The following is a 24,759-nucleotide window of genomic DNA, read 5'->3' as shown; positions in this document are numbered from 1 at the left end:
ATTACCCCACGGAGGAGTCGCTGGGACAGATGGTCACCACGTGTCTTCGCAAAACTGCCGCCGGTGGTAATGGGTCCTGGCTTTCGCCAGGACGACGTTGGGGAGGCATATCGCTTCAACAACTCACACCGCCATGACGACGCCGGGACCGCTAAACCCCCGCCACCGAGGTCCATAGCTCCGCCAGCTTGCGGCGCAGCGCCTGCCAGCGCGTCAATGGCGCGGGCGTTTCCTCGTCTTCCGGCAGGCGCAGGCCCACGACGTTGACGCGGCCGCCGGAGATGCTGCGTGCGACCAGCACGATCTCGTCCAGCGCAAGCTCAGCGCCCTCTTTCGGCGCGCGGTCGAGATGGACGTCGAAATAGTCGGCCAAGGTCAGCTTGCCTTCGTCCTCGCTCACCTTCACGCCATAGATCTCGGCGAGCTCGGCGAGCGTGTGCTCGCCGGAGACCATGAAGTCGCCGAGCAGATGCGGGTCCGGCGCGGTGCTCGGCTGCATGTCGACGAAGAAGCGGTCGAGCGACTCGGCCTTTTCCGGCGGCGCCAGCAGATAGATGTAGTCGCCAGGCGCGATCGGATCGGCCTCCGTCGGCGTCAGAATGTTCTCGTTGCGGATCACCAGCGTCGGCTTCGACCAGGACGGGATCAGGCCGCGGCGGAAGTACAGGCTCTTGGATCGCACCGGATAGCCGACGAGCTGCTGCTCGAGCTGGCCGGGCAGATCCAGTTCGACACGCCTCGGGCCGCGCTCGGCGCGCGGCAGCGCGACGTGCAGCTTGCGTGCGGCCGGCGCCAGGGTCCAGCCTTGCAAGAGCAGCGAGATGATGACGACGACGAAGGCGACGTCGAAATAGAGATAGGCCTTGGACAGGCCGACCAGCATCGGGATCGACGCCAGGAAGATCGCGACGGCACCGCGCAGGCCCGTCCAGGCGATGAAGATCCTTTCGCGCCAGTTGAAGCGGAATGGCGCCAGGCAGACGAACACCGCGAGCGGCCGTGCGACCAGCATCAGCACGAGCGCGACGGCGACAGCCGGCAAAACGCTGGCGCCGAGCCGGCTCGGCGAGACCAGGAGACCGAGCAGCACGAACATCACGATCTGCGCCAGCCAGGTCGCGGCATCGAGGAAGGTCACCACCGAATTATGCGCGCGCGTAGGCCGGTTACCGATGATGATGCCGGCGAGATAGACCGCGAGGAAGCCCGAGGCATGCATGATCTGCGAGCCGCCAAAGATCACGAGCGCGCCTGTGGTCACGAACGGCGCATGCAGGCCCTGCGGCAGCGCCACCTGGTTGAGCGCGATGACGACGAGACGTCCGCCGAAGAAGCCGACGACGGCGCCCAGCACCGCCTCCTGCAGGAACTCCATCAGCACGTGCCCCGCCGAGCTCGATCCCAGCGAGATGTATTCGACCAGCATCAGGGTGAGGAAGATCGCGAAGGGGTCGTTGGTGCCGGACTCGGCCTCCAGCGTCGCACCGACGCGCGGACGCAGGCGCAGGCCCTGGGTATGGACCAGCAGGAACACGGCGGCCGCATCGGTCGAGGCCACCACGGCGCCGACCAGCAGCGACTCCGTCCAGTTGAGGTCGAGCGCGTATTTGGCGAACGGCGCCGTGATCAGCGCGGTCAGCAGCACGCCGACGGTCGCGAGCACCACGGATGGCGCAAGCACGGTGCGGATGCTGGCAAAGCGCGTCTTCAGGCCGCCGTCGAACAGGATCAGGGCCAGCGCCACCGAGCCGACCAGATAGGTGGTGCGGACGTCGTCGAACTGGATCTGCCCGGGACCGGAATCGCCCGCGAGCATGCCGATCACAAGGAAGACGAGCAGCAGGGGCGCGCCGAAGCGCAGCGCAAGCAGGCTCGACAGGATACCCGCCATCACCAGGACGGCGCCGAGCAATATGGCGAGGCTGACAGAGTCGAGAGAGGCCATCCACCTTCCGGGTAAAAATAGCTGGATTTGCATCCTTATCGTCGCTGCACCGGCGCGCCAACCCATTTTCTCCCGCTCGCGGCAATCTGCCCGTATTTTGCGGCCTTAACGCGCTTCACATAGCGGTGTATCGATGGCCGGGCCGCACCCTTTGTGGGATTCTGCGGCGCCCTCGAATCAATTCCTCCCCCGCTTCCCGACGAGACCGATGGACATGGACCTCAAAGACTTCATGGAGTTCGTGCAGACGACCGCACGCAGCGTCGGGGCGGAGATTTCCTCACCCTGGTTCTACCTGCAATTTGGTCTCATTCTCGCGGCAGCCGGCATCGCCTATGCCGCGGAAGCCGGCGTTCGCAACCGCGTCGACATGACATCGCTGGCGATGGGCTGGCCGCTGCCGCTCCGGCACTTCTCCCGCGTCATGGTCTCCAGTGCCTCGACGGCGGTGTTCACCCTGCTCGTGATCATCTCCCGCTTCGTGATGTACCATGCGACCTGGCCGAGCCGCAGCTATCTCTTGATGGTCGCCGCCAAGATGGGGTTGGCCTGGCTGGCGATCCGGCTCGTGACCTCGGTGCTACGCAACGCCTTCATCGTCAAGCTGGTGTCGATCACGGCGTGGTTCGTCGCCGCGCTCTCCATCCTCGGCCAGCTCGACGCGACGATCGATCTGCTCGATTCCTTCGCGATCGTGCTCGGCGGCCTGCGGCTGACCCCGCTGCTGGTGATCAAGGCCGGCGCGCTGCTGCTCATCGCGCTGTGGGCCACCAACATCGCCAGCAATTTCGCCGAGAGCCGGATCAATTCGACCACCGATCTGACGCCGTCGGTGCAGGTGCTGCTGGTCAAGATCATCCGCATCGGACTTCTGGCCATCGCAATCGTCATTGCGCTCGGCGCGGTCGGCATCGACCTCTCGGCGCTCGCGGTATTCTCCGGCGCGGTCGGCGTCGGCATCGGTATCGGCCTGCAGAAGATCGTCGCCAATTTCATCTCGGGGATCATCCTGCTCGCCGACAAGTCGGTGAAGCCCGGCGATCTCGTCACCATCGGCGACAACACCGGGCGCATCAGCGCGATGAAGACGCGTTATATTTCCGTCGCCGCCGGCGACGGCCGCGAGTTCCTGGTGCCGAACGAGGACCTGGTGACGCAGAAGGTCGTCAACTGGACCTATACCGACAAGAACACGCTGGTGAAGATCGCCTTCGGCACCAATTACGACGCCGACCCCAGGCTGGTCTGCAAGCTCGCCATCGAGACGGCCATAGCCCATCCCCGCGCGCAGAAAGCCAAGCCGCCGAACTGCATCCTGACCGAGTTCGCGGAGGCCGGGATGAAGTTCTCGCTGACCCTCTGGCTCGCCGACCCCGACGGCATGGACAATGTCAAAAGCGACGTGATGCTGGCGCTATGGGAGGCCTTCAAGCGCGAGGGCATCCGGGTTCCCTATCCGGTCCGCGAAATCCGCGTCCGCGGCGGCGCCCTGCCGGTGGAAACCACCGTAGAAGTCCCGAATTAGGCCCGCTTTCGGGCGCAAGGCCCACGCTCGGCTTGCATGAAGGCCCGCGATCATTAGATTAGGGCCTGAAATCAAGCCCTTTCCACCGCATCGAGCCCCGCAAAGACCATACAAGCATGAGCTACGTCGAAGCCACCGATACCTCCCTGCGCAAGACCGGACAGATCAAGCTGCATGGACCGAGCGCCTTTGCCGGCATGCGCAAGGCGGGCGCGCTGGTAGCCAAGTGCCTCGACGAGCTCACCGACATTGTCGGGCCGGGCGTGCCGACCGAGCGCATCGACCAGTTCGTCCGCGACTTCGCCTTCAGCCATGGCGCCTATCCGGCGACGCTGATGTATCGCGGCTACCGCTACTCGACCTGCACCTCGCTCAACCACGTGGTCTGCCACGGCATGCCCGGCGACCGTCCGCTGAAAGAGGGTGACATCGTCAACATCGACGTCACCTTCATCGTCGACGGCTGGTACGGCGATTCCAGCCGGATGTATGCGATCGGCCCGATTGCGCGCAAGGCCGAGCGGCTGATCGAGGTGACCTATGAAGCCATGATGCGCGGCATCGCGGCGGTGAAGCCCGGCGCCACCACCGGCGACATCGGCCACGCCATCCAGAGCTTCGTGGAGCCGCAGGGCATGAGCGTGGTGCGCGATTTCTGCGGCCATGGCCTCGGCCGCATGTTCCACGACGAGCCGAACATCATCCATATCGGCCGCCCCGGCGAAGGCGTCCAGCTCAAGCCCGGCATGTTCTTCACCATCGAGCCGATGATCAACCTCGGCAAGCCGCATGTGAAGATCCTCTCCGACGGCTGGACCGCGGTGACCCGCGACCGTTCGCTGTCGGCGCAGTTCGAACACTCGGTGGGCGTGACCGCGACCGGCGTCGAGATCTTCACGCTGTCGGAGCGGCACGGCGAGAAACAGATCGGGTGATCCCGGCGCGCGTCCTATCGCCGGCGGCGGAATGACGACGGCGGCCGCCTGTAGGTCGCGGCAAAAGCATCGTTGAAGCGGCGGACGCTGCCGAAGCCCGCCGCAAACGCAATCTCCGCCAACGTCATCTCAGTCTGGTCGATCAGACGCTTGGCTTCCTGCACCCGGCGGGTCGCCGCGATCTCGCTCGGGCTCGCGCCGGCGTGGCGCATGAACAGGCGCAAGAGATGGCGCGGCCCGACCCCAAGCGCCTCTGCAAGCTCCACCATCGACGCGCGATCCAGAAAACCGTCGTTGATCAGGCGCATGCCGCGCGCAACGGTGGTGGCGGTCCCCATCCAGGCCGGCGACCCCGGCGCCGCTTCCGGCCGGCAACGCAGGCATGGGCGGAAGCCGGCGCGCTCCGCAGCCGCAGCGGTCGGATAGAAGGTCACGTTCTCGGAGCGCGCGGGGCGAACCGGACAGACCGGCCGGCAATAGATCCGCGTCGAGCGGACGCCGGAGAAGAACAGGCCGTCGAACGCGCGCGCACGCGCCAGCCGCGCCCGGTCGCATGTGTCCCAGTCGAGATGCGGTGGCAGCGTTTGCCGATGTGCCGAACCTGTCGCCATCGCGGAAGAATAATGGCCGCGCGGCTCGCCGAGTAGCTGAAATCGGACTCGGTCGGGCGATGAGGTCCGAATTCAGCCAGCCCGCGCCGTCGCTCCGGATCATGGTGCCGACACATCGGGAGCACATCGCATGAGCACGCAGGCGCAACAAACGACGTCAGGACAAACCACGCTCGCGTTCGAAATCGGGCTCCTGCTGCTGCTGGCGCTGATCTGGGGCAGCGCGTTCACGCTGATCAAGGTCGCGATCCCCTCGATTCCGCCCGTCACGATGGTCGCGGCGCGGGTGACCATCGCGGCCATTCTCCTGCTCCTGATCGCTCGCGCGCAGGGACATGCCCTTCCCCGCCGGGGATCGGTGTGGGCTGCGTTCCTCGTGCAGGGCCTGCTGCAAAGTGCGCTGCCGTTCACCCTGATCAGCTGGGGCGAGGCGCATATCGCCAGCGGCCTCGCCGGCGTGCTCAATGCGACTCCGCCGATGTTCGTGCTCGCAATCGCGTTGACGACCGGGCGCGGGCGGCAGACCATCAGCGGCCGGAAGATCATCGGCGTCGCTCTTGGCCTTGCGGGCGTTGCCGTGACCATGGGCGCCGACGCGCTCTCGGGGATCGGCACGACCGCTCCGCTGGCGCAAGCGGCCGTGCTGTGCGCGAGCCTCTGCTACGCGGTCGCGCCGATATGGGGACAGCGCTTCTCGGGCCTTCCCGCGATCGTCACGGCCGCCGGAGCCATGAGCTGCGCAGCGGTTCTGATGCTCCCCGCGGCCGCCGTTCTCGAACAGCCATGGACGCTGGCGCCGACGGCGCAGGCGATCGCAGCGGTGATCGCGCTCGCGGTGATCTGCACGGCGTTCGCGATGGTGATCTATTTCCGGCTGATCCACACGCTTGGCCCGCTCGGCACGACCAGCGGCAGCTATCTGCGCGCGGGCTTCGCCGTGGCGCTCGGCACCGCGTGGCTCGGCGAGCGTTTTAGCTGGTCCAGTCTTGCCGGAATGGCGCTCATTCTCGCAGGCGTGGTGGCGGTCACGGTGCCCGCTCCTGCACGGACCGGCAAGACAGCGACCGGCGCACCGTCCCGCAATTGACGGTTGCAAAAGCGCAGGTCCCCGGCGATGCTGGCGGCCGATGCCCGCCAAAGCCGACCACGACAAGAGCAAGCCGGAGGACGCGCCGCACTATCACGGCCATCGCGAGCGGTTGCGCGAGCGCTTCTACAGCGCCGGGGCGGATGCGCTCAGCGACTACGAGCTGTTGGAGATGGCGCTGTTTCCGGCGCTGCCGCGGCGCGACACCAAGCCGCTCGCGAAGACGCTGATCAAGATTTTCGGCTCGTTCGCCGAGGTCGTGCACGCGCCGGTGGCGCGCTTGCGCGAGATCGACGGCATCGGCGAATCCGCGATCCACCAGCTCAAGCTGATCGCAGCCGCCGCGCATCGCGTCGCCAAGGGCGAGGTCAACAGCCGCAACGCGCTGTCGTCCTGGAACGAGGTGATCGACTATTGCCGCACCAGCATGGCCTTTGCCGACAAGGAGCAATTCCGTCTGCTCTTCCTCGACAAGCGCAACCAGCTCATCGCCGACGAGGTGCAGCAGACCGGCACCGTCGACCACACCCCGGTCTATCCGCGCGAGGTGATCAAGCGCGCGCTGGAGCTGTCGGCAACCGCCTTGATCCTGGTGCACAACCACCCTAGCGGCGATCCCTCGCCCTCGCAGGCCGACATCCAGATGACGAAAGCGATCATCGACATCGCCAGGCCGCTCGGCATCGCCGTGCACGACCACATCATCGTCGGCAAGAACGGGCATTCCAGCTTGAAGGGGATGAAGCTGATCTAACGACGTCGGCTCTCGGGGCTAAAGCGGACCTTACCGCGAACTTCGCAAAACGACGCGACTGACCCAAGGCGACATTCAACGCCTGGAGTGATTTCCAGCTTCTGTCTGATCTTCGGAGGCTAGCCGGGGAAGTCGCGGAACTCCTTGACGAGATTAAACGGAATTTTCCACCCGGCGCCTCCCCCGCGCATCAGCATCTTGATGTCTTCCGCCCTGTTTTCTTTTCCGGTTTTCGGATCGGTCTCCAGCGTGTGGCCTTGGCTGTCCCAAGGTTTGCTCGCGCTCTTCGAGTAGTAGCCGAGAAAATGGCCGGATTCATGGGCAGACGTGTTAGGCCCGCGTTGCGAGCTGATGAAGGCAAGGTCCAGCGATCGAGCAAATGAGCCATTGGCGGGGCCGCCATTGGACCAAACCTTATCGACGCAAAAAATGGTTAGATGGGCGCCCTGAACTTTGTGTTTGACGAAGAAGCCCTTCAGTTTTTCGACGTCGATCACATCGGGAAAGGTCGCTAGGCTCGCATCCTTCATGCCAGTCGCAGTGGCGAGGTCCTGTTTGACGGCAGCCTGCGAGTCGTCGATGACCAGCCAGTCGCTTGGCACCCGCTCGAAGCGGATGTTGGCCTGCGGCCTCCATATATTGTTCATCGTCAGCAATTCATCTTGCTCGTTGCAAGGCTTCTTGGCGTGAAACGCCGGAGCGCCGCCACTCCCCGGAACCATGACGTTACGGAACGCCACCTTGATCTTGATTTCCGGCAGCACGACGACATGGAGCTTGGCTTCGATCTTCCGGCCGGCCGACCGGGCCACCACCTCCAGGCCGGGAAAGCCAATCGGCTTAATCCGGCCATTGATTTCGAAAAACCGTGCATCGCCATTGAAGGTGGTGGGAAGTGACGCCGCCCTGAGCTGCGGATCGATATCGGGTTCGGAGAAGGTGTCTCTGGCTTGCATTACGCGTCTAAGGGTATCGGCGCCATCGATCTCCTTGATCCCGAGGGCATGGGGGTTAGGATCGACTTTGAGCTTTCTTCCGGGATCGATCAGCGCCACGATGTTGGAGCCGCCGAACGGCACCACCATGCCCGGCGGGCTGCGGCGCTCATCGATGCCGGAGCGGCGGAAAACCTCTTGAAAAGCGGCCATGTCTGGTTCTCCTGTCTTAGTTCGGTCCGTCAACGCGAAATTTTGCGCGCGGAATGAGAGCCTCCTTCGGCGGCGGGAACACCATCTGGCCGGCCCCCGCGGCGAGATGCAGAAAATTTCGGCGGCGAAGTTTCATGGCAGTCCCTCCGCAACAATTGGGCACGGACGGCAGTAGGCGTAGCCTACTCCGCTTTGCGGAGAACGCGGAAGGCCAATCAATGTCCGCTTCTGGCCCATCAGAGAAGTGGCGGAACGCCTCATTGAGGTCCGTTCAATCAAGCGCCTCGTCGGCCGCGCTCCACGGCCAGAACGAAAGCCGTTCCGAGCGATCCGGCGAATGCGCGCGGTGTCAGGCCGGGTATGTGAATGACCGAGGCCACGGCCGACGGCCCGGACTTCCGGCACCACGCACTTTTCCTTCATCCGCCTTGAGTGGTCGTAGATCTTGCCGGTGGCGATGGGGCGGGCTTGAAAAACGCTCTCAGCGGCGGCAATCTCGGCCTGATTGAGGCCTCGATCTGGAGAATCTCGGCTTATGCCGATCGATGCGAGGATCGACGATGAAGCAGCGGCTTATAATGTGGCTTGCCGTTGTTGCGGGCGTCGCCCTGGTGCTCGCCGTCGCCTGGGCCGCCATCCTGTGGACTCGCCCGGAGCCTATTCGCATCGCCTTCGCCAATTCGCTCTCTGGACCGTCGGCCCCGGCCGGGACGGAAAGCCTGGTCGCGACGCAGCTTGCAATCGACGAGGTGAACGCCAAGGGTGGCGTCAACGGACGGCTAATTGAACTCGTTCTGTTCGACGACGCAAGCGATCCAGCCGTGGCGCGCGCGAACGCGCAGGCGATCGCCGAAAGCCCATGCGTCGCTGTGCTCGGCCATTATCTCAGCTCCGCTTCGCTCGCGGCAGCGCCGGTATATAAGGATGCGCGGATTCCGGCGCTCACGGGAAGCGCGGCTGCCGACGATCTGACATCCACCAATGATTACTATTTTCGTGCGTTGGCGCCGGTCTCCGCGCAGGCGCGCTCGATCGCGGAACATCTGCGCGCCGTGATGAAGGAGCCAAAAGTCCGTCTTGTTCACACGCGCGATTCTTACGGCAAGAATTTTGAGCATGGGTTTGCCGCGGCCTATCCGGCGGAGCAGTTGCACGTGTTCGGACTGGACGTCGCAGCCGGTCAGATCGGATCGATGGATGGGACGCTAGCCGCTGCCGCGCAGGAGCCCGGACCCGGCGTTATCGTCGTCGGCGCGGCACCCGATTTTAGCCCAGACATCGTCAAGGCGCTGCGCCGCCACGGCATCAAGGGAACGATCATCGCATCCCAAGGCGCGGCCCGCGAAAGCTATTTGCAGAATTTCGCCAACGAGCCCGAGGAAAAATCGCATCCGGGTTTCTTCAGCGAGAATCTGTATGCTGCTTCATCGCTGATGTTCGACAGCGCAGGCGTGGCGGCGCAGGCCTTTGCCGTCGACTACAAGGCGAAAGCGGGAACCTCGCCAAGCTGGGTTGCCGGCGGCGCGTATGACGCCGCGCGCCTGATGATCGATGCGCTGAAACGAGCTGCCGTACATCACCGGTTTATGGGGCAGGGGATTCAGAAACGATCCGACAGCAAGGTTGCGGATCGCGACCGGGTGCGCGCCGCACTGGCCGCGATCGACAGTCCGAAATCGGCGGTCGTCGGGCTGACGGGGCGGCTCTATTTCAACGCGAACCGCGACATTCCGCGCCCGATCCGAATGGGTTTCTTCCATTACGGTCGGTTCGTCACGGCGCCGCAGCAACTCGTGCGCATCGATCAGCCTGATGGAATCGATCTCGCCGCGGAACAGGAGAAGGGCCATGTCATCGCGTTCGAGGATCGGCGCTACTGGATTCAGCGCGTCGTCTATACCGGCATCGACATCATTCGCGTCAGCCGGATCGACGTGAAGCAAAATTCGTTCAACGTCGACTTCTATCTCTGGATGCGATTCGCTGGCGACGATGAGGCGCAGACGCACGTCGAATTCCCGGCATTGCTGGATCGCGGGGCGTTCGATCCAGCTCGACCGATTCAGGCTGGACACGAAGACGGCCTGAGTTACCGGCTCTATCGCATCAACGGCGATTTCAAGGCCCATTTCGATCTCCATGATTATCCATTCGACACGCAGCAATTGCATCTACTTTTTCAGAACACGGAACAGCGGCGGGAACTCGTCACCTATGTCATCGATCGGTTCGGCTTGCGCCTCGCCGACGACGGAAGCTCGCGGGCCGAGGACGGGGCCTATTCCGGACTTCCGCTCTGGCGATTTCTCGGGCTGAACTATTTCGTCGAATCCCTGTCCAGCGGATCGACGCTCGGAAAGGCGCCTTTGTTTGGTGCCGAGGCAAGGACGGAATTCGCAGGCTTCGATGCGGCCATCATGCTGCGCCGCAGCTCCGCCATCTACATGCTGAAGAACCTACTGCCGCTGTTTCTGCTCGTGCTCGTCGTATTCGCCACGCTGTTCTTTCCCGAAACCATGTTTCGTGAACGCGTGACGATCCCAGTGACCTCGATCCTGGCGAGCGCGGTGCTGCTCGTAGCGGTGAACAGTCAGATCGGCGATGTCGGATACACGGTGGTGGTCGAAGAGATGTTCTACATCTTCTTCGTACTATGCCTGATGGCGATGTTGGCGGGCTACAGACATGAAAAACTTCGGGACGCGGGCCGAAAGCGCGTCGCTGTTGTTTCGGATCACGTAGCGCAGATCATTTATGCCGGGACGGTGCTCGCTATCATCGTCGTGCTCTACCGGCGTTATGCCGTGTGAGGCAGGCGTGGATACCTCGCCGGCCCGCCACACATCACTAGGTCGCTCGGCATCGCCGTGCACGACCACATCACCGTCGGCAGAAGTGGCCACGCCAGCTTGCGCGGGATGCGGTTGATCCAGGGCTCCAAATCGTGGCGGCGGATTGAGAGGAAGTCCCGCCTATCTTATCAGTGCCTGCCGCTGAATCGGCCGCATGGCTCTCAGGCCATCTCACCGAACCAGTTGCCACCCTTTCGGCGTCCAGCGCAGCAGCGCGGCGGAAAGCGGCTTCGGCGCGTGCGCCATGACGTTCCTGGCGAGCGTCCGCAGCGCGTCGAGCGCGGCGCCGCTGTCTTCGCTTGCATAGAGCACGAGATCGGCCGACGGCGCCGCCACGATCAGGACGCCACCCTGGGCCTGCGCGAGCGGCGCCCAGCTGTCGATCAGCGCAAGCCGGCTGGTCTGATAGTAGTCTCCCTTCAGCGTACCGAATTGTCCTGATGGGACCGCCTTTGCGGCGGTTGCGAGCGGCTTCATGCTGCTGCGCAGATTGGCGATGGCGATGTCGAAGACCTGGTCCGGCGTCAGGCCGAGCGCAGCACGATCCTTGTCATTGAACACCCGTATCGTCCGCGGCGAATCCAGCACCGGGACGATCACCAGCCCCTCTGCCAGAGGCCGCGTCAGGGCCGGACCGCGCGCATCGACCTCCCGAAGCGCCTGCCGCATGTAATCGGCCGAGCGCACGACCACGCGCAGCGCTGCTCTGGTGGGAGGATCATTCCGATTGCTTGTCGTTGCCACGACGCCGCTGACATAGGTGCCGATCTCCTTGCTGCAGGCGCCCGTGTTGGTCTTGCAGAAGGCGTAGATGCGATCGAGGTTGGCTTGCAGAGGGCCAATCGACAGCGTCAGCGGCCCCTTGATCACGACAGGGGTGTCACGAATCTCGGCGCGGATACGCTCGGCCACGAAAGCCGTAAACGCGGGTTCGTCGGCTGGAACCTGTTGTGCACGGGCGGACCCGGCTCCGACGAGCTCGCCCGCTGCGATGACGGCGATCAGAAGCCGGCACATGCGAGATCGGATAGTCATGCGATCCACCACCCCGGGATGGCGGCCCGCGGCCGATGCTCACCCCTCCCCGCCAAGTCAACCGCCGGCCGCCGTCAACCCTGCGACGCCGGAGGCTGAACGATCAATAGCAATATCGGGGATCGACCGGGACGTAGCGGCCGTCGGGGCGCTGCATGTAGCAGCCGCGCTGATAGGCGTAGTAACCAGAGCGGCGGCGCTCGCCCTCGGAGGCGATCGCGGCACCCGTGCCGGCACCGACGACGGCCCCGATTGCGGCACCGCGGCCTCCACCGATCGCGCCGCCGAGGATCGCCCCGCCGACACCGCCGATGATCGCGCCGCCGACGGCGTCCTGGGCCGCCGCCTCATGCACCGGCATTGCCATCGCAACCGTCAGACACGCAGCGATCCCAAAACTTCCAATGCGAAGACCTCGAAGCATGCTCGACCTCCCCTGTGGTGAGCTGTGTCATAGCGCCGGAAGTGGATTCGGGCCAGAAAAATAGCCAGCGCCGCCACCTGGACGCGCCGTGATGGCGCCGGGGGGCTCTGCGAGGCGGCAGCTCAGACCGTGCCGGGTGCGGTGCACATGCCGGCCATCTCCGTGTCAGGGCTCGATCCAGCGCTGCACGGCCTCGGCGGTGTCGGCGGGCGTGGTGTTGAAGCAGATCGCCGCATTGGGCGCCAGGCGGTGGACGAGGTTGAGCACCTTCTCGAACAGCAGCAGGCGCTGCTTCGGCTCGCGCAGGCCCGGCGCCGATCACGATGCAGTCGAAGCTCTCGTCGCGCAACGCCGCCGTCACCGCCGCTTCCGCAGCCGCGTCGAGATCGATCAGGCAGCTCGTGACCTCGTAACCGAGACCGCGCAGGCGCAGCAGCTGGGTCTCGATATAGTTGCGCACGAGCTCCGGCGTGAGCTGCGGGAATGTGCTGTAGTCCGCAACCCCGGGTTCGATGCCGATCGCGAGGACGCGCTTGGCCATGCAAGCCTCCTGAGCAAGCCTCCTGACCGTGTACGCTGCTAACGGGCGGACGCCGCCGCGGGTTCCGGGATTCGCGGTGACCCGCGTTCGCAAGCCGCATCCGGCTTGCGACCTCCGACCGCAGTGCTGCCGCCGATTTCCCGCTCAGGCTGTAACCCATTTCACACACGCCGGGCCGGCGACCTGTCACATTCTCGCAGATTACGCCGGCGCCACGCCCTGATTACGGCGCCCGGCTTACTTTGACATGCACGGAGAGTAGATCGTTCATCCATTTGCGGGAGCGGGAAATGTTGTCATTCGAGAGCTTGAAAGACGAATACGAGCGCAATTGGGCCAGTCTCGAGATCAGGCCCTCACGCCTCGCCGAAGCCAATGCGGTCGCACGCAAGGCCCTCAACGGCAAGGCGACCTATCAGCAGATCGAGCGGTTGACCGGCGTCCCCTGGTATTTTGCCGCGCTCTGCCACTATCGCGAATCCAACTTCGATTTCGACACCTATCTCGGCAACGGCGAAACGATCCATCGCGCGACGACCATCGTTCCGAAAGGGCGCGGCCCGTTTGCCACCTTCGTGGACGGCGCCGTGGACGCGTTCAGAATCGAGAATTTCGTTGGCGCTCACGACTGGGGTGTCGCGCGGATTCTGTTCCGGCTCGAGGCGTTCAACGGCTTCGGCTACCACGCCAAGGGCTGCAATTCGCCCTATCTCTATGGCGGCTCGACACTGTACGGCCCGCCCGAGGCAAGGGCCGGCAAATTCGTCCGCGACCACGTGTTCGATTCGAACCACGTCGATTCCCAGCTCGGCACCGCGGTGATCCTGCATGCGATGATGTCGCTCGATTCCTCGATCGCCATCGACGGCAGCACGCAATTCGTCGGCCGCGCCGAGCCCGAGGACGACATCGCCTCGACGGTCGTTCTGATGCAGCAGGCGCTCAACAAGCTCGGCGCCAACCCGCCGCTCGCAGAGGACGGCATCAGCGGACCGAAGACCAAGGCTGCGGTCTCGCAGTTTCAGCAGCAGAACGGCCTGAGGGATACCGGCCTTCTCGACGGGGCCACGGTCGCTGCCATCACGCGCGCGACGCAGTCGGGCACCGCCGGGCAGACCGGCGATCTGTCCCAGGCCCTGAAGCGGCTGGAGGACCTCGCGCAGTTGCTGCGACCGTCAGCCGGCGGCGTAACGCCGGGGACGACGACACCGGGCAACACGCTGCCCGCCACCAACGACCCGATCAGCCTGTTCGAACGGCTCTTTTCCCTCATCAACAAGACGACGCCCATGCCAGGACCGGTCACCCCGACCAATCCCGCCCCCGTCGATCAGCTGAAGCAGGTCGTCGACCTGCTCAGCACCTTGCTCAACAAGGACGGCAAGCCCGTGCTCGGCCAGGTCAACGGCGCGCTCGGCGAGACCATCGGCAAGCTGCTCGACGGCAAGAAGACCGCGCTCGGCATCGGCGGCTCGGTGCTCACCGCGCTGCTGTCGTCGGTGACGGCAAGCCCCAATGCGGGCGGCATTGCCGGATTGCTCGGAACGATCGTGTCGGCCGTGCCGGGCCTCGGCCAGTTCGCGATGCCGATCTCGCTGGCGCTCACGGCCTGGGGCGTGCTCGGCAAGCTGGAGAAGTGGGCGCAGGGCACCGCGCCGCCGCCCAAGGCTACGACGTAAAGCCGACGACGTAGAGCCGACGACCTAACCACAACCGCGCAGCCGTTTCAGCGCGCCTCAAGCCATGCCGCCGGCATCGGCAATGTCTGCCGCACGTCGTTCCATCAACCCGCGCTCGCGCGCATTGGTTGCAAGACGGGCGGCGGTCTCGAACGATAGCCGTGCCTCGGCGAAGCGGCCGAGCCTGTGCAGAAGGTCGCCGCGCACGGCCTGAAGATGGTGATAGGTCCTGAGCGCCGGCTCGTCGGCGATCAGCTCGACGAGATCGAGCCCGGCCTGCGGCCCTTCGGCCATGCCGAGCGCGACCGCGCGGTTGAGTTCGATCACGGGCGAGCGCACCAGCGTCGCAAGCTGGCCATAGAGCTCCGCGATGCGTCGCCAGTCGGTGCTTGCGGCCGTCTCCGCGGTGGCGTGACACGCGACGATTGCGGCCTGCAGCGTGTAGAACCGGCCGGCTCCGCCGAGCTCGCGCGCGCGGTTCAGCGCCCGAAGGCCGCGCGTGATCTGGAGCCGATCCCACAGCCCGCGATCCTGGTCCATGAGCAGGATGGGCTCGCCATCGCGGTCGGTGCGGGCATGCATCCGCGCGGCAATTCAGGTCCATCAGCGCCATGAGACCGTGCACCTCGGGCTCGAGCGGCGCGAGCCCGACCAGCACCCGTCCCATGCGTAGGGCCTCGTCACAGAGCTGCGGCCGCAGCCACTCCTCGCCGCGAGAGGCCGAATAGCCCTCGTTGAAGATGAGATAGACGACCTCGAGCACCGAGGCCAGACGCTCGGAAAGCGCCTCGCCGCCAGGCGTTTCGTAGGTGAGGCCCGACCGCGAAAGCGTGCGCTTGGCGCGGACGATGCGTTGGGCGATGGTTGCCTCCGTGACCAGGAAGGCGCGCGCGATCTCGTCGGTGGTCAGGCCGCAGATCATGCGCAACGCCAGCGCCGCGCGGGCCTGCCGCGGCAGCAGCGGGTGGCAGGCCGTGAAGATCAGCCGCAGCCATTCGTCACCGATGTCGTCGTCGAGGGCGGTGTCGAAATCGGGCATCGCGTCCTGTTCCTGCATCAGCTCGTGCGTCAGCAGGTCCTGCTTGCGGGTGAGCATTTTCGCCCGGCGCAGATGATCGAGCGCACGGCGCTTGGCTGTCGCAACCAGCCACGCGCCGGGATTATCCGGCACCCCGCTGAGCGGCCAGGCCTCCAGCGCGGCGACCAGTGCGTCCTGGGTCAATTCCTCCGCGAGCGTCACGTCCCGCAGCATGCGCGACAGCGTCGCGATCAGCCGCGGCTGCACGACGCGCCAAGCTGCGTGAATCGCGGCGCGGATCGCGTGATCGACGTCGGCGGCCGTCATCGCCGCCGACCCGAGCCCTTTCCGTTCCGATGGAATCGGAACGGGGCTCTAGATTCTTGTTTTGACGCGTTTTCTTTACGCGAACCGGTATCCACTTCGCTTGAAAACGCACTAAGACGAGCGGTGGTGGTCATCAGGCGTGGGCGGCGACCCTGGAATGCGCGTCGATCTCGCACCCCACGTCGACGCCCGGCGTCGCGAATGCCCGCAATTCGCAGGTACCGTCCCATCCCGGCACGTGATCGAGATGCAACTGCATGAATTCCTTCGCCATGGCCAGGGCTTCCGCCTTGTCGCGCAGCTCGAAAATGGCGTAGCCGCCGATCACTTCCTTGGCCTCGACGAAGGGGCCGTCGATGACGCTGAGCTCGCCGTCGACGATCTTCACCCGTGCGCCGGTCGCAAGCGGCATCAGGCCGCCGGTGTCGAGCATTCGACCGGCCTTGATCTCCCGCTCTGATATTTTCTGCATCGCCTCCATCAGTGCCGGGGTCGGGCCCGCCATCGGCTGGCTGGAGGTGACGATGTACATGAAGCGCATGAAAAACTCCCTTGGCGCGAGCAGCGACCGCTCCGGCCGCAAACCGGCTCGCTATGGATGTGACGATTGAGCCTCGGCTAAATCGACATCCCCGAGAGAAATTATTGGCCGGGAGAAATTATTGCCGCAGCATGATCAGGGGATCAGCGGTATCGGGAACGCGCCGCCACTGCGCGTTGTCGTCGGCCTCGAACTGCCAGACATCGCCTGATTTCGACATCAGGATGATCTGGCCGCGTTCGAGCCGCCATTGCGTCGGATTGAACTGCGCGATGCCCGCATCGCATTTCGGCTTCAGGAAGACCTGGAAATTGTCCGGCCCCGCCTCGGTATTGGTCAGCGTCAGCCCGCAGACCGGCTGGCCGTTGCCGCGCACCATCGACCAGTCGCCGATCATCTGGTCCATCGACTTGGCCATCGAACGGGCGGCGGCGAGGTCCTGCAGGATGTAGACACCTTCGCCCTGCCGCAGCCCCTCGAAGATGCCGGCCTCGACCTCGGTGAAATCGATCACCGCTTCACCGGTCGCATCCTGCAAGCGAACGATGTCGAGACCCCTGACGCTCCAGGCTACGATGTCCTTGGTGAAGGGCAGCGCGGTCTTGCAGGCCGGCTCCAGCTCCAGCTTGAAGCCCTGGCCCGCGGCGTCGCTCTTCATGGTGACCACGCAGGTCTTGCTGCGCTCGGTGGTCGAGAGCTCCCATTGCCCGGGCATCGTCTTCTTCAGGCTCGTCGCATCCTGCGCCAAGGCAGGGCCGACCGCGGCGACACATGCCGCGATGGCCAATGCAGCGACCCGAAGAATGGTCATCAGCGCCCCTTGAACGGCGTTTCCGCAACCGGGGTCAACGGCGCCTTGCCGGCGAACCAGGCCTTGAGGTTGTCGACGACGAGCTGATCCATCGCGTTGCGCGTCACCACCGAGGCCGAGCCGATATGCGGCAGCAGCACGACGTTCTGCATGCTCTTGAGCTCGTCCGGCACGCTCGGCTCCGCTGCGAACACGTCGAGGCCGGCGGCCAGGATGGTGCCCGACTTCAGCGCCTGCACCAGCGCCGGCTCGTCGACCACCGAGCCGCGCGCGACATTGATCAGCACGCCGCGCGGGCCGAGCGCCTTGAGCACCTCGGCATTGATCATCTTGTTGGTGCTGGCGCCGCCGGGCACGATCACCATCAAGGTATCCACCGCCTTCGCCATCTCGATCAAGTCAGGGTAGTGCTTGTAGGAGACGTCCTTGGACGGGTTGCGGGAGTGGTAGACCACCGGCACCAGCGAGGCATCGAGCCGGCGCGCGATGGCCTGGCCGATCCGGCCCATGCCGACGATGCCGACCTTGCGGTCGCGCAAGGAGCCGACGCTGAGCGGATAGTTCTGCGTCTGCCAGAGGCCGGAACGGACGTAGCGGTCGGCCTTGATGAATTCGCGCACGGTGGAGATCAGCAGGCCCATCGCGACGTCGGCGACCTCCTCGGTCAGCACGTCGGGCGTGTTGGTGACGATGATGTTGTGCTCGGCCGCGTATTTGGCGTCGACGTGGTCGTAGCCGACGCCGAAGCTCGCCACCATCTCGATCTTGGGCAATTGCGACAGCGAGTCCCTGTCGGCACGCACCGTGTGATAGGTCACGGCCACGCCGCGGATCTTTTCGCGGATCGCGGGTGTCAGCCGCTCGAGGTCGCCTCGTGTCTCGGCCTTGTGCACGACGAAATGATCGGAAAACCCGTTCTCGAGGATCGGCCGCACCGGCCCATAGATCAGAAGGTCGATCTTTTCGGACGAAATCGAACCGGCGGTCATCAGTTTTCCTTTCCAAGGGCGCTTTCGTGCCAGCGCCGTAAAACGAGGTGGGAAACTAGCGCCAGCACCCCATAGATGACAATCCCGGCCAGCGACAACAGCAGCAGCGCGGCGAACATGCGGGGTATGTTCAATCGGTAGCCTGACTCGGCGATCCTGTAGGCGAGCCCAGAGCCGGCGCCGGCCGTTCCGGCCGCGATCTCGGCCACGACAGCGCCGATCAGCGACAGCCCTCCGGCGATGCGCAGGCCGCCGAGGATATAGGGCAGCGCCGCCGGCAGCTTCAGGAAGCGCAGGGTTTGTGGTGGCGAGGCGCCATAGAGCTGGAACAGGCCGGCCAGATTGCGGTCGACCGAATTGAGCCCGAGCGTGGTGTTGGAGAGCACCGGGAAGAAGGCGACGATGAAGGCGCAGACGACGACCGCGGTCTGCTGCTCCAGATAGATCAGGAGCAGCGGTGCAATCGCGATAACAGGCGTCACCTGGAGGACGACGGCGTAGGGGAATAGCGAATATTCCACCCATTTCGACTGGTTGAACAGCAGCGCCAGCGCGATACCGCCGACGCTCGCTGCCACAAATCCTTCAAGCGTGGTCAGAAGCGTGGTGGCGAGCGATTGTGACAGCACGGCCCAGTCCTTGATCAGCGTCAGGAAGATCACGGAGGGCGCGGGCAGCACGTAAGGCGGGATCTCCCTGATGCGGACCACGAGTTCCCAGGCGAGAAGCCCGGCCGCAAGCACGATGACGGGAAGCACGAAGCGCACCGCGCGGTGCGCGCCGGACGGACTGGCGGTGACGGAGGGCTGCGCGCTCATAGCACCGGTTGCCCCGAATAGGACGGCGCCAGCGCGGCCGACACCTTCCGGCAATAATCCGAATAGGCGGCCGAGGTGCGAAACTCCTCTCCGCGCGGCTCGACCGTCTCGATGCGGATGTCGGCCTGGATCCGGCCGGGCCGCGCCGTCATGACCACCACGCGCTGCGACAGATAGACGGATTCGAACACCGAATGGGTGACGAAGATGACGGTCTTGCGAAGGCTGCGCCACAGCGCGAGCAGGTCGTTGTTGAGGCGGAAGCGCGTGATCTCGTCGAGCGCCGCGAACGGCTCATCCATCAGGAGGATATCCGGATCGGTGACGAGCGCGCGCGCCAGCGAGACCCGCATCTTCATGCCGCCGGACAGCTCGCGCGGATAGGCGTCGGCGAAATCGGCAAGCCCGACGCTCGCCAGCGCTTCGTCGGCGCGCGCGCGCGCCTCCGCCTTTGCCACGCCAGCAAGCTTCAACGGCAGCCGCACGTTCTCGCGCACGCTGGTCCAGGGCATCAGGGTCGGCTCCTGGAATACGAAGCCGATGCCATGGCCCGGCTGTGCAGGTCCCTCGTGACGCGCCATCCGCACGATGCCGGACGACGGCGCGCTGAGCTGCGCGATCAGCCGCAGCGCGGTCGACTTGCCGCAACCCGACGGTCCCAGCAGCGAGATGAACTCGCCCTTGCGCACGGCGAGATCGAGCGGCCCGAGCGCCATGACGCCGTTGTCATAGACCTTCGTCACGCCGCGCAGGCTGACGGCGAGCGCCGTCAGGCTGGCCTCGACCCCGGACGAGGTTTTGACTGGTGACATGGACCTTGCGTTACGGCTTGCTCGGACGCAGCTCGACGCCGACGCCCTTGTTGACGAAGCGCAGCGTGTAGGACTTGCGGAAGTCGAGATCCGGCTTCACCACGCCCGCCTTCACCATCTTGTTGAAGAAGGAGGTGTAGCGCTCGTCGCTCATGGCGCCGATGCCGTTCTTCAACGACTCGCCGGAATCGACGATGCCGTATTCCTTCATCCTGGCGACGGAATAGGCAAGCAGATCGTCGGTCATCTCAGGGTTGAGCTTCTTGATCATGGCATTGCCGGCGGAATTGTCGCCGTAGATATAGTTGTACCAGCCGATCATGGAGGCATCGACGAAGCGCTGCACCAGATCGGGCTTCTTCTCGGCGATGTCGCGGCGGGTCTCGATCAGGGTCGAATAGGTATTGAAGCCGTAATCGGCGAGCAGCAGCACGTTCGGCTTGAAGCCGGCGGCCTTCTCGACCGCGAAGGGCTCGGAGGTGACGTAGCCCTGCATCGCGCTCTTGGGATTGGCGATGAAGGGCTGCGGATTGAAATTGTAGGGCCGGACGTTCTTCTCGTTGAAGCCGTATTCGGACTTCAGCCACTGGAAGTAGCTGCTCATGCCCTCCTTGGAGACGAACAGGGTCAGCGGCTTGAGGTCCTCGATCTTGGCGACCTTGGCGTCCGGCTGCGTCAGCATCACCTGCGGATCCTTCTGGAACACCGCGGCGATGGTCACGACGGGAACGTTGTTGGCGACCGCATCGAACGACATCAACGTGTTCGCGGCCATGAAGAAATCGATCTTGCCGGCGATCAGCAGCATCCGGTTGTTCTCGTTGGGACCGCCGGGGACGATGGTGACGTCGAGCCCGTATTTCTTATAGGTGCCGTCGGCGACCGCCTGGAAGAAGCCGCCATGCTCGGCCTCGGCGACCCAGTTGGTGCCGAAGGTGACTTTGTCCAGGGTCTCCGCGCGCGCCGGGACGACCGAGACAAGAGCGGCCATCAAGCCCGCCGTTAACGCTCGCCGCAGATGAGAGAGGGTCATAATGGCACTCCGTCGATCGCTTCTGGCCCAATCGCTTCTGGCCCGTGTGAAAGCAACGCGATAAAACCGCATGAAGTTCGGGGACGCGAGCCGGCCAGGCCCGCGTCCCCTCATACGCCAAATTACGTGACAAATTCGGGCAAAGAAACCTTGATGATGCCGTCCCGCGACTGGACCGAGATCCGCTGGGCCGACGCCGTCCCTGCGGAGACATCGCGCTGGATCGCGGTGCTGCCGCTGGCGGCGACCGAGCAGCACGGCCCGCACCTGCCGCTTGCAACCGACGTGCTGATCGCGGACGCCTATCTGGCGCGCGTGCGCGAGCTTTTGCCCGCGACCATTCCGGCCAGTTTCCTTCCCGTTGAACCGGTCGGAATTTCCACCGAGCATATCGACTATCCGGGCACGCAGACGCTGCCGACCGACGTGGCGCTGAAAAGGTGGACCGCGATCGGCGAGGAGGTCGCGCGGCGCGGGGTGAAAAAGCTCGTCATCATCACCAGCCATGGTGGCAACAGCGCGGCCATGATGCTGGTCGCGCAGGATCTGCGCGCGCATCACAAGCTGTTCGTGGTGACGACGTCGTGGTCGCGCCTGTCGGGCGCCGACAAGCTGTTCCCGGCCGAGGAGGTGCGCCACGGCATTCATGGCGGCGCGGTCGAGACCTCGATCATGCTGGCGCGCTATCCCGACCAGGTGCGCGCGGATGCGATCGCGGATTTTCCCGCGAGCAGCGTCGCGATGGAGTCGCAGTATCGCTGGCTGTCGACGCAGCGGCCCGCGCCATTCGCCTGGCAGGCGCAGGATCTGAACGCCAGCGGCGCCATCGGCAATGCGACGCTGGCCGTTCCCGAGAAGGGCGCGCAATTGTTGGATCAGGGTGCGCGCGCCTTCTGCGAGCTGCTCACCGAAGTCGATAACTTCGACGTGAACAGGCTCGCCAAGGGCCCTCTCGGCTAGCCAACATCCTCCTGGAATCATTGAGGAAAGGACCTCACCCGGGGGTCGCATCCGCCGTCTTCGAACCGGACGCGCAGAGCCTCCGTCCAACTGGGCACGCGGGCCACAACGGGCCGCCTCAACCCGGATGGAGTTTCACATGTCGATCAAGACCAAGATTGCCGCCGCAGCTCTCGCTGCCCTCGCCGTCACCGGCAGCATCGTGTCCACCACCTCCTCGGCCGAAGCCAAGCAGCCCGGCTGGGTCTGGGGTGTGGGTGCCGGCATCGCCACCGCCGCTGTGGTCGGCTCCGCGATCGCCGCCAGCAACGACCCCTATTACTACGGCTATCACCGCTGCGGCTGGGTCGCCCAGTACAACGCCTTCGGCCAGTACGTTGGCCGCGTTCGCAGCTGCTACTGATTTGAGTACCTGAGGCCGATCTCACGTGGATCCTGCGTCCGACACGGGCGCCTCATCCACCCCGTGTCGTGCCCCGACCCCGCCCGGCTGTCCCCCCGGGCGGGGTCAACTGTCTTGGGCCTGAGAATTTGTTGCAGTCACGTCACACAGCGGTGCGAACCATCACCTGCGGCAATCCGCTTCAGTTGCTATTGCGAATTAATCGCAATAAGGTTTGCAGCAGACACGGGGACTTGGGAAGAAATCGCGTCGGATCAAGATCATCTCGGCCGATCGTGCGAACAACCGGAACCTGGTGACAGGATCGTCGCGAATCGGCAGGGATGTCGGCTGCGGCGGATAGGACACATTCGCGTATTGGGGGCGTGCGTTTTGACGTTGAGAGGTCACCGTTACAGGTATTTGCGGACGGCCGCGGCAATCGCCTCGGGCGTGATGGTTTTGCCCGCCGCGAGCCGCGCGGCCGATCTGCCGCTGAAGGCACCGGCGCTGAAGACCGTCTATGACTGGACCGGCCTCTACATCGGCGCGCATGTCGGCGTCACCCGCGGCACGTCGTCGGCGACACTGATCGATCCGACGCTCGCGACCGACGACCATGTGTTTACCGGCGCGACCGGCGGCGTGCAGGCGGGCTACAACTGGCGCCTCAATTCGGGGCTCCTGCTCGGCGTCGAGGGCGACATCTCGTTTCCGAACTATCTGCCGTCCAACCACGTCGTGTCGTCGGCAGCGACCGTGCTGTCGAGCGCGGAGGAGCGCTGGGACTATGTCGCGAGCCTGCGCGCACGGCTCGGCTACACCACCGGCAACTGGCTGTTCTACGCGACCGGCGGCGCGGCCTTCACCGGCGAGCGTTTCCTGTCGACGCCGACCGGCGGCACTGAGGAGAAGGTGTTGCACACGCGGTTCGGCTGGACCGCCGGCGGCGGCGTCGAATATGCCTTCGCGCCGCACTGGAGCGCGCGGCTCGAATATCTCTACAGCAAGTTCGACAACGCCAACGTCACCTTCCCCTCCGGCGCGCAATATTCGTCGTCGATGGATTTCCAGAGCCTGCGCATCGGCCTCAATCGCAAGATCGACTGGCCGGGCGTGCCGACCTACAATCCGAAGTCGGATGTCACCGACACCGAGTCCAGCCGCTGGGAGATTCACGGCCAGTCGACCGTGCTGGGGCAGGGCTACCCCGCGTTCCACGCGCCCTATACCGGAACCAACAGCCTGCTCCCGTCGCCGGATTTTCAGCAGACCTGGAGCAATTCGCTCTATCTGAATGCGCGGCTGTGGGACGGCGGCGAGGTCTATTTCAATCCCGAGCTGCTGCAAGGCTTCGGCTTCAACAACACGACGGGCGCTGCGGGCTTTCCCAACGGCGAAGCGCAGAAGTCCGGCTTCCCCTATCCGCACTTCAACGCCTCTCGCCTGTTCGTGCGCCAGACCTTCGGCTTCGGCGGCGAGCAGGAGGAGCTTGCCAGCGGGCAGCTTCAGCTCGCGAGCAAAGTTGACGTCTCGCGCCTGACCTTGCAGGTCGGCAAGTTCTCCGTGGTCGACGTGTTCGACGGCAATTCCTATGCGCACGATCCGCGCAAGGACTTCATGAACTGGTCGATCTGGGCGTCCGGCGCTTTCGACTATGCCGCCGACAAGCTCGGCCTCGGCTACGGCGCGACCGCCGAATTGAACCAGAAGCAGTGGGCGCTGCGCGCCGGCTACTTCCTGATCGATGCCGTCTCCAACTCGAACAATTTCGACATGAACGTCGGCCGTCGCGGCGAATATGTCATGGAGCTCGAGACGCGCTACTCGCTGTTCGGCCTGCCCGGCAAGCTGCGCACGCTCGGCTTCGTCAACAGCGCCTTCTCCGGCAGCTATCGCGAGACACTGGACAATCCCGCGTTCGGCGTCGACATCAGCCAGACCCGCCGCGGCCGCCTCAAATACGGCTACGCGTTCAACGTCGAACAGGCCATCACCGACGATATCGGCGTGTTCGGCCGCTGGAGCTGGAACGACGGCCGCAACGAGATCATGGCCTTCACCGACATCGACCGCAGCCTGTCCGGCGGCGTCTCGGTGAAGGGAACGAAATGGGGCCGGCCCGACGACGTCGTCGCCATCGCCGGCGCCGTCAACGGCCTCTCGCAGGACCATCGCGACTTCATCGCCGCTGGCGGACTCGGTCCGCTGATCGGCGACGGCCAACTCAACTACCGCCGCGAACGCGTGCTGGAGACCTATTACGCCTACGCGCTGAACAAGGCGCTGACCTTCACCGCCGACTATCAGCTCATCGTCAATCCCGCCTACAACGCGGATCGTGGCCCGGTGTCGGTGTTCTCCGGGCGGCTGCACGGCGAGTTCTGAGCGCGCGCGCCTCGTCCTTCGAGACGCCCGCTTCGCGGGCTCCTCAGGATGAGGCTAAGCATTGGTGCCCGTCGAAACTGTGGCCGCGCACTCCGTCCTCATCCTGAGGAGCCCGCCAGAGCGGGCGTCTCGAAGGATGGGCCA

General features: G+C 64.8%; 20 protein-coding genes and 3 pseudogenes. 10 read left to right on the top strand and 13 right to left on the bottom strand.

What is annotated here, in order from left to right; all coding sequences use genetic code 11:
• Positions 1-151: 151 nt before the first annotated feature.
• Positions 152-1,945, bottom strand: coding sequence for a potassium/proton antiporter (locus tag ACVWW6_RS10125; protein WP_028175936.1), 1,794 nt, complete (start codon positions 1,943-1,945; stop codon positions 152-154).
• Positions 1,946-2,153: 208 nt separating this feature from the next.
• On the opposite strand from ACVWW6_RS10125, the gene ACVWW6_RS10120 reads away from it, so the two are divergent.
• Together ACVWW6_RS10120 and map are read left to right on the top strand one after the other, a co-directional pair.
• Positions 2,154-3,470, top strand: coding sequence for a mechanosensitive ion channel family protein (locus ACVWW6_RS10120; protein WP_028175937.1), 1,317 nt, complete (start codon positions 2,154-2,156; stop codon positions 3,468-3,470).
• Positions 3,471-3,586: 116 nt separating this feature from the next.
• Entirely contained in the window at positions 3,587-4,405 is an 819-nt protein-coding gene (gene map / locus ACVWW6_RS10115; RefSeq protein ID WP_011090891.1) for a type I methionyl aminopeptidase, read from the top strand.
• A 14-nt stretch (positions 4,406-4,419) separates the two neighbouring features.
• Here the strand turns inward: map and ACVWW6_RS10110 are convergent, their stop codons facing one another.
• Positions 4,420-5,016, bottom strand: coding sequence for a bifunctional transcriptional activator/DNA repair enzyme AdaA (locus ACVWW6_RS10110; protein ID WP_456680645.1), 597 nt, complete (start codon positions 5,014-5,016; stop codon positions 4,420-4,422).
• Between the two features lie 130 nt (positions 5,017-5,146).
• Between ACVWW6_RS10110 and ACVWW6_RS10105 the strand changes: the two genes are divergently transcribed.
• Positions 5,147-6,103: a DMT family transporter gene (locus ACVWW6_RS10105; RefSeq protein ID WP_456680644.1), complete on the top strand. Its 957-nt coding sequence runs from the start codon at positions 5,147-5,149 to the stop codon at positions 6,101-6,103.
• A gap of 40 nt (positions 6,104-6,143) precedes the next feature.
• Positions 6,144-6,857 carry a RadC family protein gene (radC, locus tag ACVWW6_RS10100; RefSeq protein WP_456680643.1) on the top strand — a complete coding sequence of 238 codons (714 nt, stop codon included), beginning with the start codon at positions 6,144-6,146 and terminating at the stop codon, positions 6,855-6,857.
• 119 nt (positions 6,858-6,976) lie between these two features.
• Here radC and ACVWW6_RS10095 read toward each other — a convergent pair whose 3' ends face one another.
• Positions 6,977-8,005: a hypothetical protein gene (locus tag ACVWW6_RS10095; protein ID WP_011082911.1), complete on the bottom strand. Its 1,029-nt coding sequence runs from the start codon at positions 8,003-8,005 to the stop codon at positions 6,977-6,979.
• A gap of 560 nt (positions 8,006-8,565) precedes the next feature.
• Here ACVWW6_RS10095 and ACVWW6_RS10090 point away from each other — a divergent pair.
• Together ACVWW6_RS10090 and ACVWW6_RS10085 are read left to right on the top strand one after the other, a co-directional pair.
• Entirely contained in the window at positions 8,566-10,815 is a 2,250-nt protein-coding gene (locus tag ACVWW6_RS10090; protein WP_456680642.1) for an ABC transporter substrate-binding protein, read from the top strand.
• A gap of 33 nt (positions 10,816-10,848) precedes the next feature.
• Positions 10,849-10,935 (top strand): annotated as a pseudogene (locus ACVWW6_RS10085) (RadC family protein); the annotation flags it as partial.
• 93 nt (positions 10,936-11,028) lie between these two features.
• On the opposite strand, the gene ACVWW6_RS10080 reads toward ACVWW6_RS10085, so the two are convergent.
• The 3 genes and pseudogenes from ACVWW6_RS10080 to ACVWW6_RS10070 form a co-directional block, all read right to left on the bottom strand.
• On the bottom strand, positions 11,029-11,892 hold the full coding sequence (locus ACVWW6_RS10080; protein WP_456680641.1) for a hypothetical protein: 864 nt from the start codon (positions 11,890-11,892) through the stop codon (positions 11,029-11,031).
• A 103-nt stretch (positions 11,893-11,995) separates the two neighbouring features.
• A complete protein-coding gene (locus tag ACVWW6_RS10075; RefSeq protein WP_011082914.1) occupies positions 11,996-12,316 on the bottom strand; it encodes a YMGG-like glycine zipper-containing protein in 321 nt (106 codons plus the stop codon).
• A gap of 165 nt (positions 12,317-12,481) precedes the next feature.
• Positions 12,482-12,857: pseudogene (locus ACVWW6_RS10070) on the bottom strand (hypothetical protein).
• Positions 12,858-13,147: 290 nt separating this feature from the next.
• Between ACVWW6_RS10070 and ACVWW6_RS10065 the strand changes: the two are divergent.
• Complete coding sequence (locus ACVWW6_RS10065) at positions 13,148-14,536, top strand: peptidoglycan-binding protein (RefSeq protein WP_456680640.1); 1,389 nt, start codon at positions 13,148-13,150, stop codon at positions 14,534-14,536.
• A gap of 57 nt (positions 14,537-14,593) precedes the next feature.
• Here ACVWW6_RS10065 and ACVWW6_RS10060 read toward each other — a convergent pair.
• The 7 genes and pseudogenes from ACVWW6_RS10060 to ACVWW6_RS10030 form a co-directional block, all read right to left on the bottom strand.
• A pseudogene (locus ACVWW6_RS10060) lies at positions 14,594-15,881 on the bottom strand (RNA polymerase sigma factor).
• Positions 15,882-16,014: 133 nt separating this feature from the next.
• Positions 16,015-16,422, bottom strand: a complete 408-nt coding sequence (locus ACVWW6_RS10055) for a YciI family protein (protein WP_456680639.1) — start codon at positions 16,420-16,422, stop codon at positions 16,015-16,017.
• Positions 16,423-16,540: 118 nt separating this feature from the next.
• Positions 16,541-17,233 carry an AprI/Inh family metalloprotease inhibitor gene (locus tag ACVWW6_RS10050; protein ID WP_011082919.1) on the bottom strand — a complete coding sequence of 231 codons (693 nt, stop codon included), beginning with the start codon at positions 17,231-17,233 and terminating at the stop codon, positions 16,541-16,543.
• Complete coding sequence (locus ACVWW6_RS10045) at positions 17,233-18,222, bottom strand: 2-hydroxyacid dehydrogenase (RefSeq protein ID WP_011082920.1); 990 nt, start codon at positions 18,220-18,222, stop codon at positions 17,233-17,235. The genes ACVWW6_RS10050 and ACVWW6_RS10045 overlap by 1 nt, the downstream gene beginning before the upstream one ends.
• Positions 18,222-19,040: an ABC transporter permease gene (locus tag ACVWW6_RS10040; protein WP_011082921.1), complete on the bottom strand. Its 819-nt coding sequence runs from the start codon at positions 19,038-19,040 to the stop codon at positions 18,222-18,224. Before ACVWW6_RS10040 ends, ACVWW6_RS10045 begins: the two co-directional genes overlap by 1 nt.
• Positions 19,037-19,852 (bottom strand): ABC transporter ATP-binding protein, encoded by an 816-nt coding sequence (locus ACVWW6_RS10035; protein ID WP_456680638.1) that lies wholly within the window; start codon positions 19,850-19,852, stop codon positions 19,037-19,039. The genes ACVWW6_RS10040 and ACVWW6_RS10035 overlap by 4 nt, the downstream gene beginning before the upstream one ends.
• Positions 19,853-19,862: 10 nt before the next feature.
• Positions 19,863-20,885 carry an ABC transporter substrate-binding protein gene (locus ACVWW6_RS10030; protein ID WP_011082923.1) on the bottom strand — a complete coding sequence of 341 codons (1,023 nt, stop codon included), beginning with the start codon at positions 20,883-20,885 and terminating at the stop codon, positions 19,863-19,865.
• A 153-nt stretch (positions 20,886-21,038) separates the two neighbouring features.
• On the opposite strand from ACVWW6_RS10030, the gene ACVWW6_RS10025 reads away from it, so the two are divergent.
• The 3 genes from ACVWW6_RS10025 to ACVWW6_RS10015 all read left to right on the top strand — a co-directional run bounded on the left by ACVWW6_RS10025 (position 21,039) and on the right by ACVWW6_RS10015 (position 24,615).
• Positions 21,039-21,845, top strand: a complete 807-nt coding sequence (locus tag ACVWW6_RS10025) for a creatininase family protein (RefSeq protein WP_456680637.1) — start codon at positions 21,039-21,041, stop codon at positions 21,843-21,845.
• A 139-nt stretch (positions 21,846-21,984) separates the two neighbouring features.
• Positions 21,985-22,248: a hypothetical protein gene (locus tag ACVWW6_RS10020; protein WP_028175107.1), complete on the top strand. Its 264-nt coding sequence runs from the start codon at positions 21,985-21,987 to the stop codon at positions 22,246-22,248.
• A gap of 435 nt (positions 22,249-22,683) precedes the next feature.
• Entirely contained in the window at positions 22,684-24,615 is a 1,932-nt protein-coding gene (locus ACVWW6_RS10015; protein ID WP_456683144.1) for a carbohydrate porin, read from the top strand.
• The last annotated feature ends 144 nt before the right edge of the window (positions 24,616-24,759 follow it).

Source organism: Bradyrhizobium sp. USDA 3311 (assembly GCF_054062495.1).
Note: the sequence above shows the minus strand (reverse complement) of the source record. Positions and strands in the feature narration are given on the sequence as shown.

Bases quoted from the DNA above. Each gene is read 5' to 3' on its own strand.
- ACVWW6_RS10045 (WP_011082920.1), bottom strand. From the start codon at position 18,222: ATGACCGCCGGTTCGATTTCGTCCGAAAAGATCGACCTTCTGATCTAT.
- ACVWW6_RS10090 (WP_456680642.1), top strand. From the start codon at position 8,566: ATGAAGCAGCGGCTTATAATGTGGCTTGCCGTTGTTGCGGGCGTCGCC.
- ACVWW6_RS10025 (WP_456680637.1), top strand. From the start codon at position 21,039: ATGATGCCGTCCCGCGACTGGACCGAGATCCGCTGGGCCGACGCCGTC.
- ACVWW6_RS10095 (WP_011082911.1), bottom strand. From the start codon at position 8,005: ATGGCCGCTTTTCAAGAGGTTTTCCGCCGCTCCGGCATCGATGAGCGC.
- ACVWW6_RS10050 (WP_011082919.1), bottom strand. From the start codon at position 17,233: ATGACCATTCTTCGGGTCGCTGCATTGGCCATCGCGGCATGTGTCGCC.
- radC (WP_456680643.1), top strand. From the start codon at position 6,144: ATGCCCGCCAAAGCCGACCACGACAAGAGCAAGCCGGAGGACGCGCCG.
- ACVWW6_RS10030 (WP_011082923.1), bottom strand. From the start codon at position 20,885: ATGACCCTCTCTCATCTGCGGCGAGCGTTAACGGCGGGCTTGATGGCC.
- ACVWW6_RS10065 (WP_456680640.1), top strand. From the start codon at position 13,148: ATGTTGTCATTCGAGAGCTTGAAAGACGAATACGAGCGCAATTGGGCC.
- ACVWW6_RS10120 (WP_028175937.1), top strand. From the start codon at position 2,154: ATGGACATGGACCTCAAAGACTTCATGGAGTTCGTGCAGACGACCGCA.
- ACVWW6_RS10055 (WP_456680639.1), bottom strand. From the start codon at position 16,422: ATGCGCTTCATGTACATCGTCACCTCCAGCCAGCCGATGGCGGGCCCG.
- ACVWW6_RS10040 (WP_011082921.1), bottom strand. From the start codon at position 19,040: ATGAGCGCGCAGCCCTCCGTCACCGCCAGTCCGTCCGGCGCGCACCGC.
- ACVWW6_RS10080 (WP_456680641.1), bottom strand. From the start codon at position 11,892: ATGACTATCCGATCTCGCATGTGCCGGCTTCTGATCGCCGTCATCGCA.
- ACVWW6_RS10110 (WP_456680645.1), bottom strand. From the start codon at position 5,016: ATGGCGACAGGTTCGGCACATCGGCAAACGCTGCCACCGCATCTCGAC.
- ACVWW6_RS10105 (WP_456680644.1), top strand. From the start codon at position 5,147: ATGAGCACGCAGGCGCAACAAACGACGTCAGGACAAACCACGCTCGCG.
- map (WP_011090891.1), top strand. From the start codon at position 3,587: ATGAGCTACGTCGAAGCCACCGATACCTCCCTGCGCAAGACCGGACAG.
- ACVWW6_RS10075 (WP_011082914.1), bottom strand. From the start codon at position 12,316: ATGCTTCGAGGTCTTCGCATTGGAAGTTTTGGGATCGCTGCGTGTCTG.
- ACVWW6_RS10020 (WP_028175107.1), top strand. From the start codon at position 21,985: ATGTCGATCAAGACCAAGATTGCCGCCGCAGCTCTCGCTGCCCTCGCC.
- ACVWW6_RS10035 (WP_456680638.1), bottom strand. From the start codon at position 19,852: ATGTCACCAGTCAAAACCTCGTCCGGGGTCGAGGCCAGCCTGACGGCG.
- ACVWW6_RS10015 (WP_456683144.1), top strand. From the start codon at position 22,684: ATGGTTTTGCCCGCCGCGAGCCGCGCGGCCGATCTGCCGCTGAAGGCA.
- ACVWW6_RS10125 (WP_028175936.1), bottom strand. From the start codon at position 1,945: ATGGCCTCTCTCGACTCTGTCAGCCTCGCCATATTGCTCGGCGCCGTC.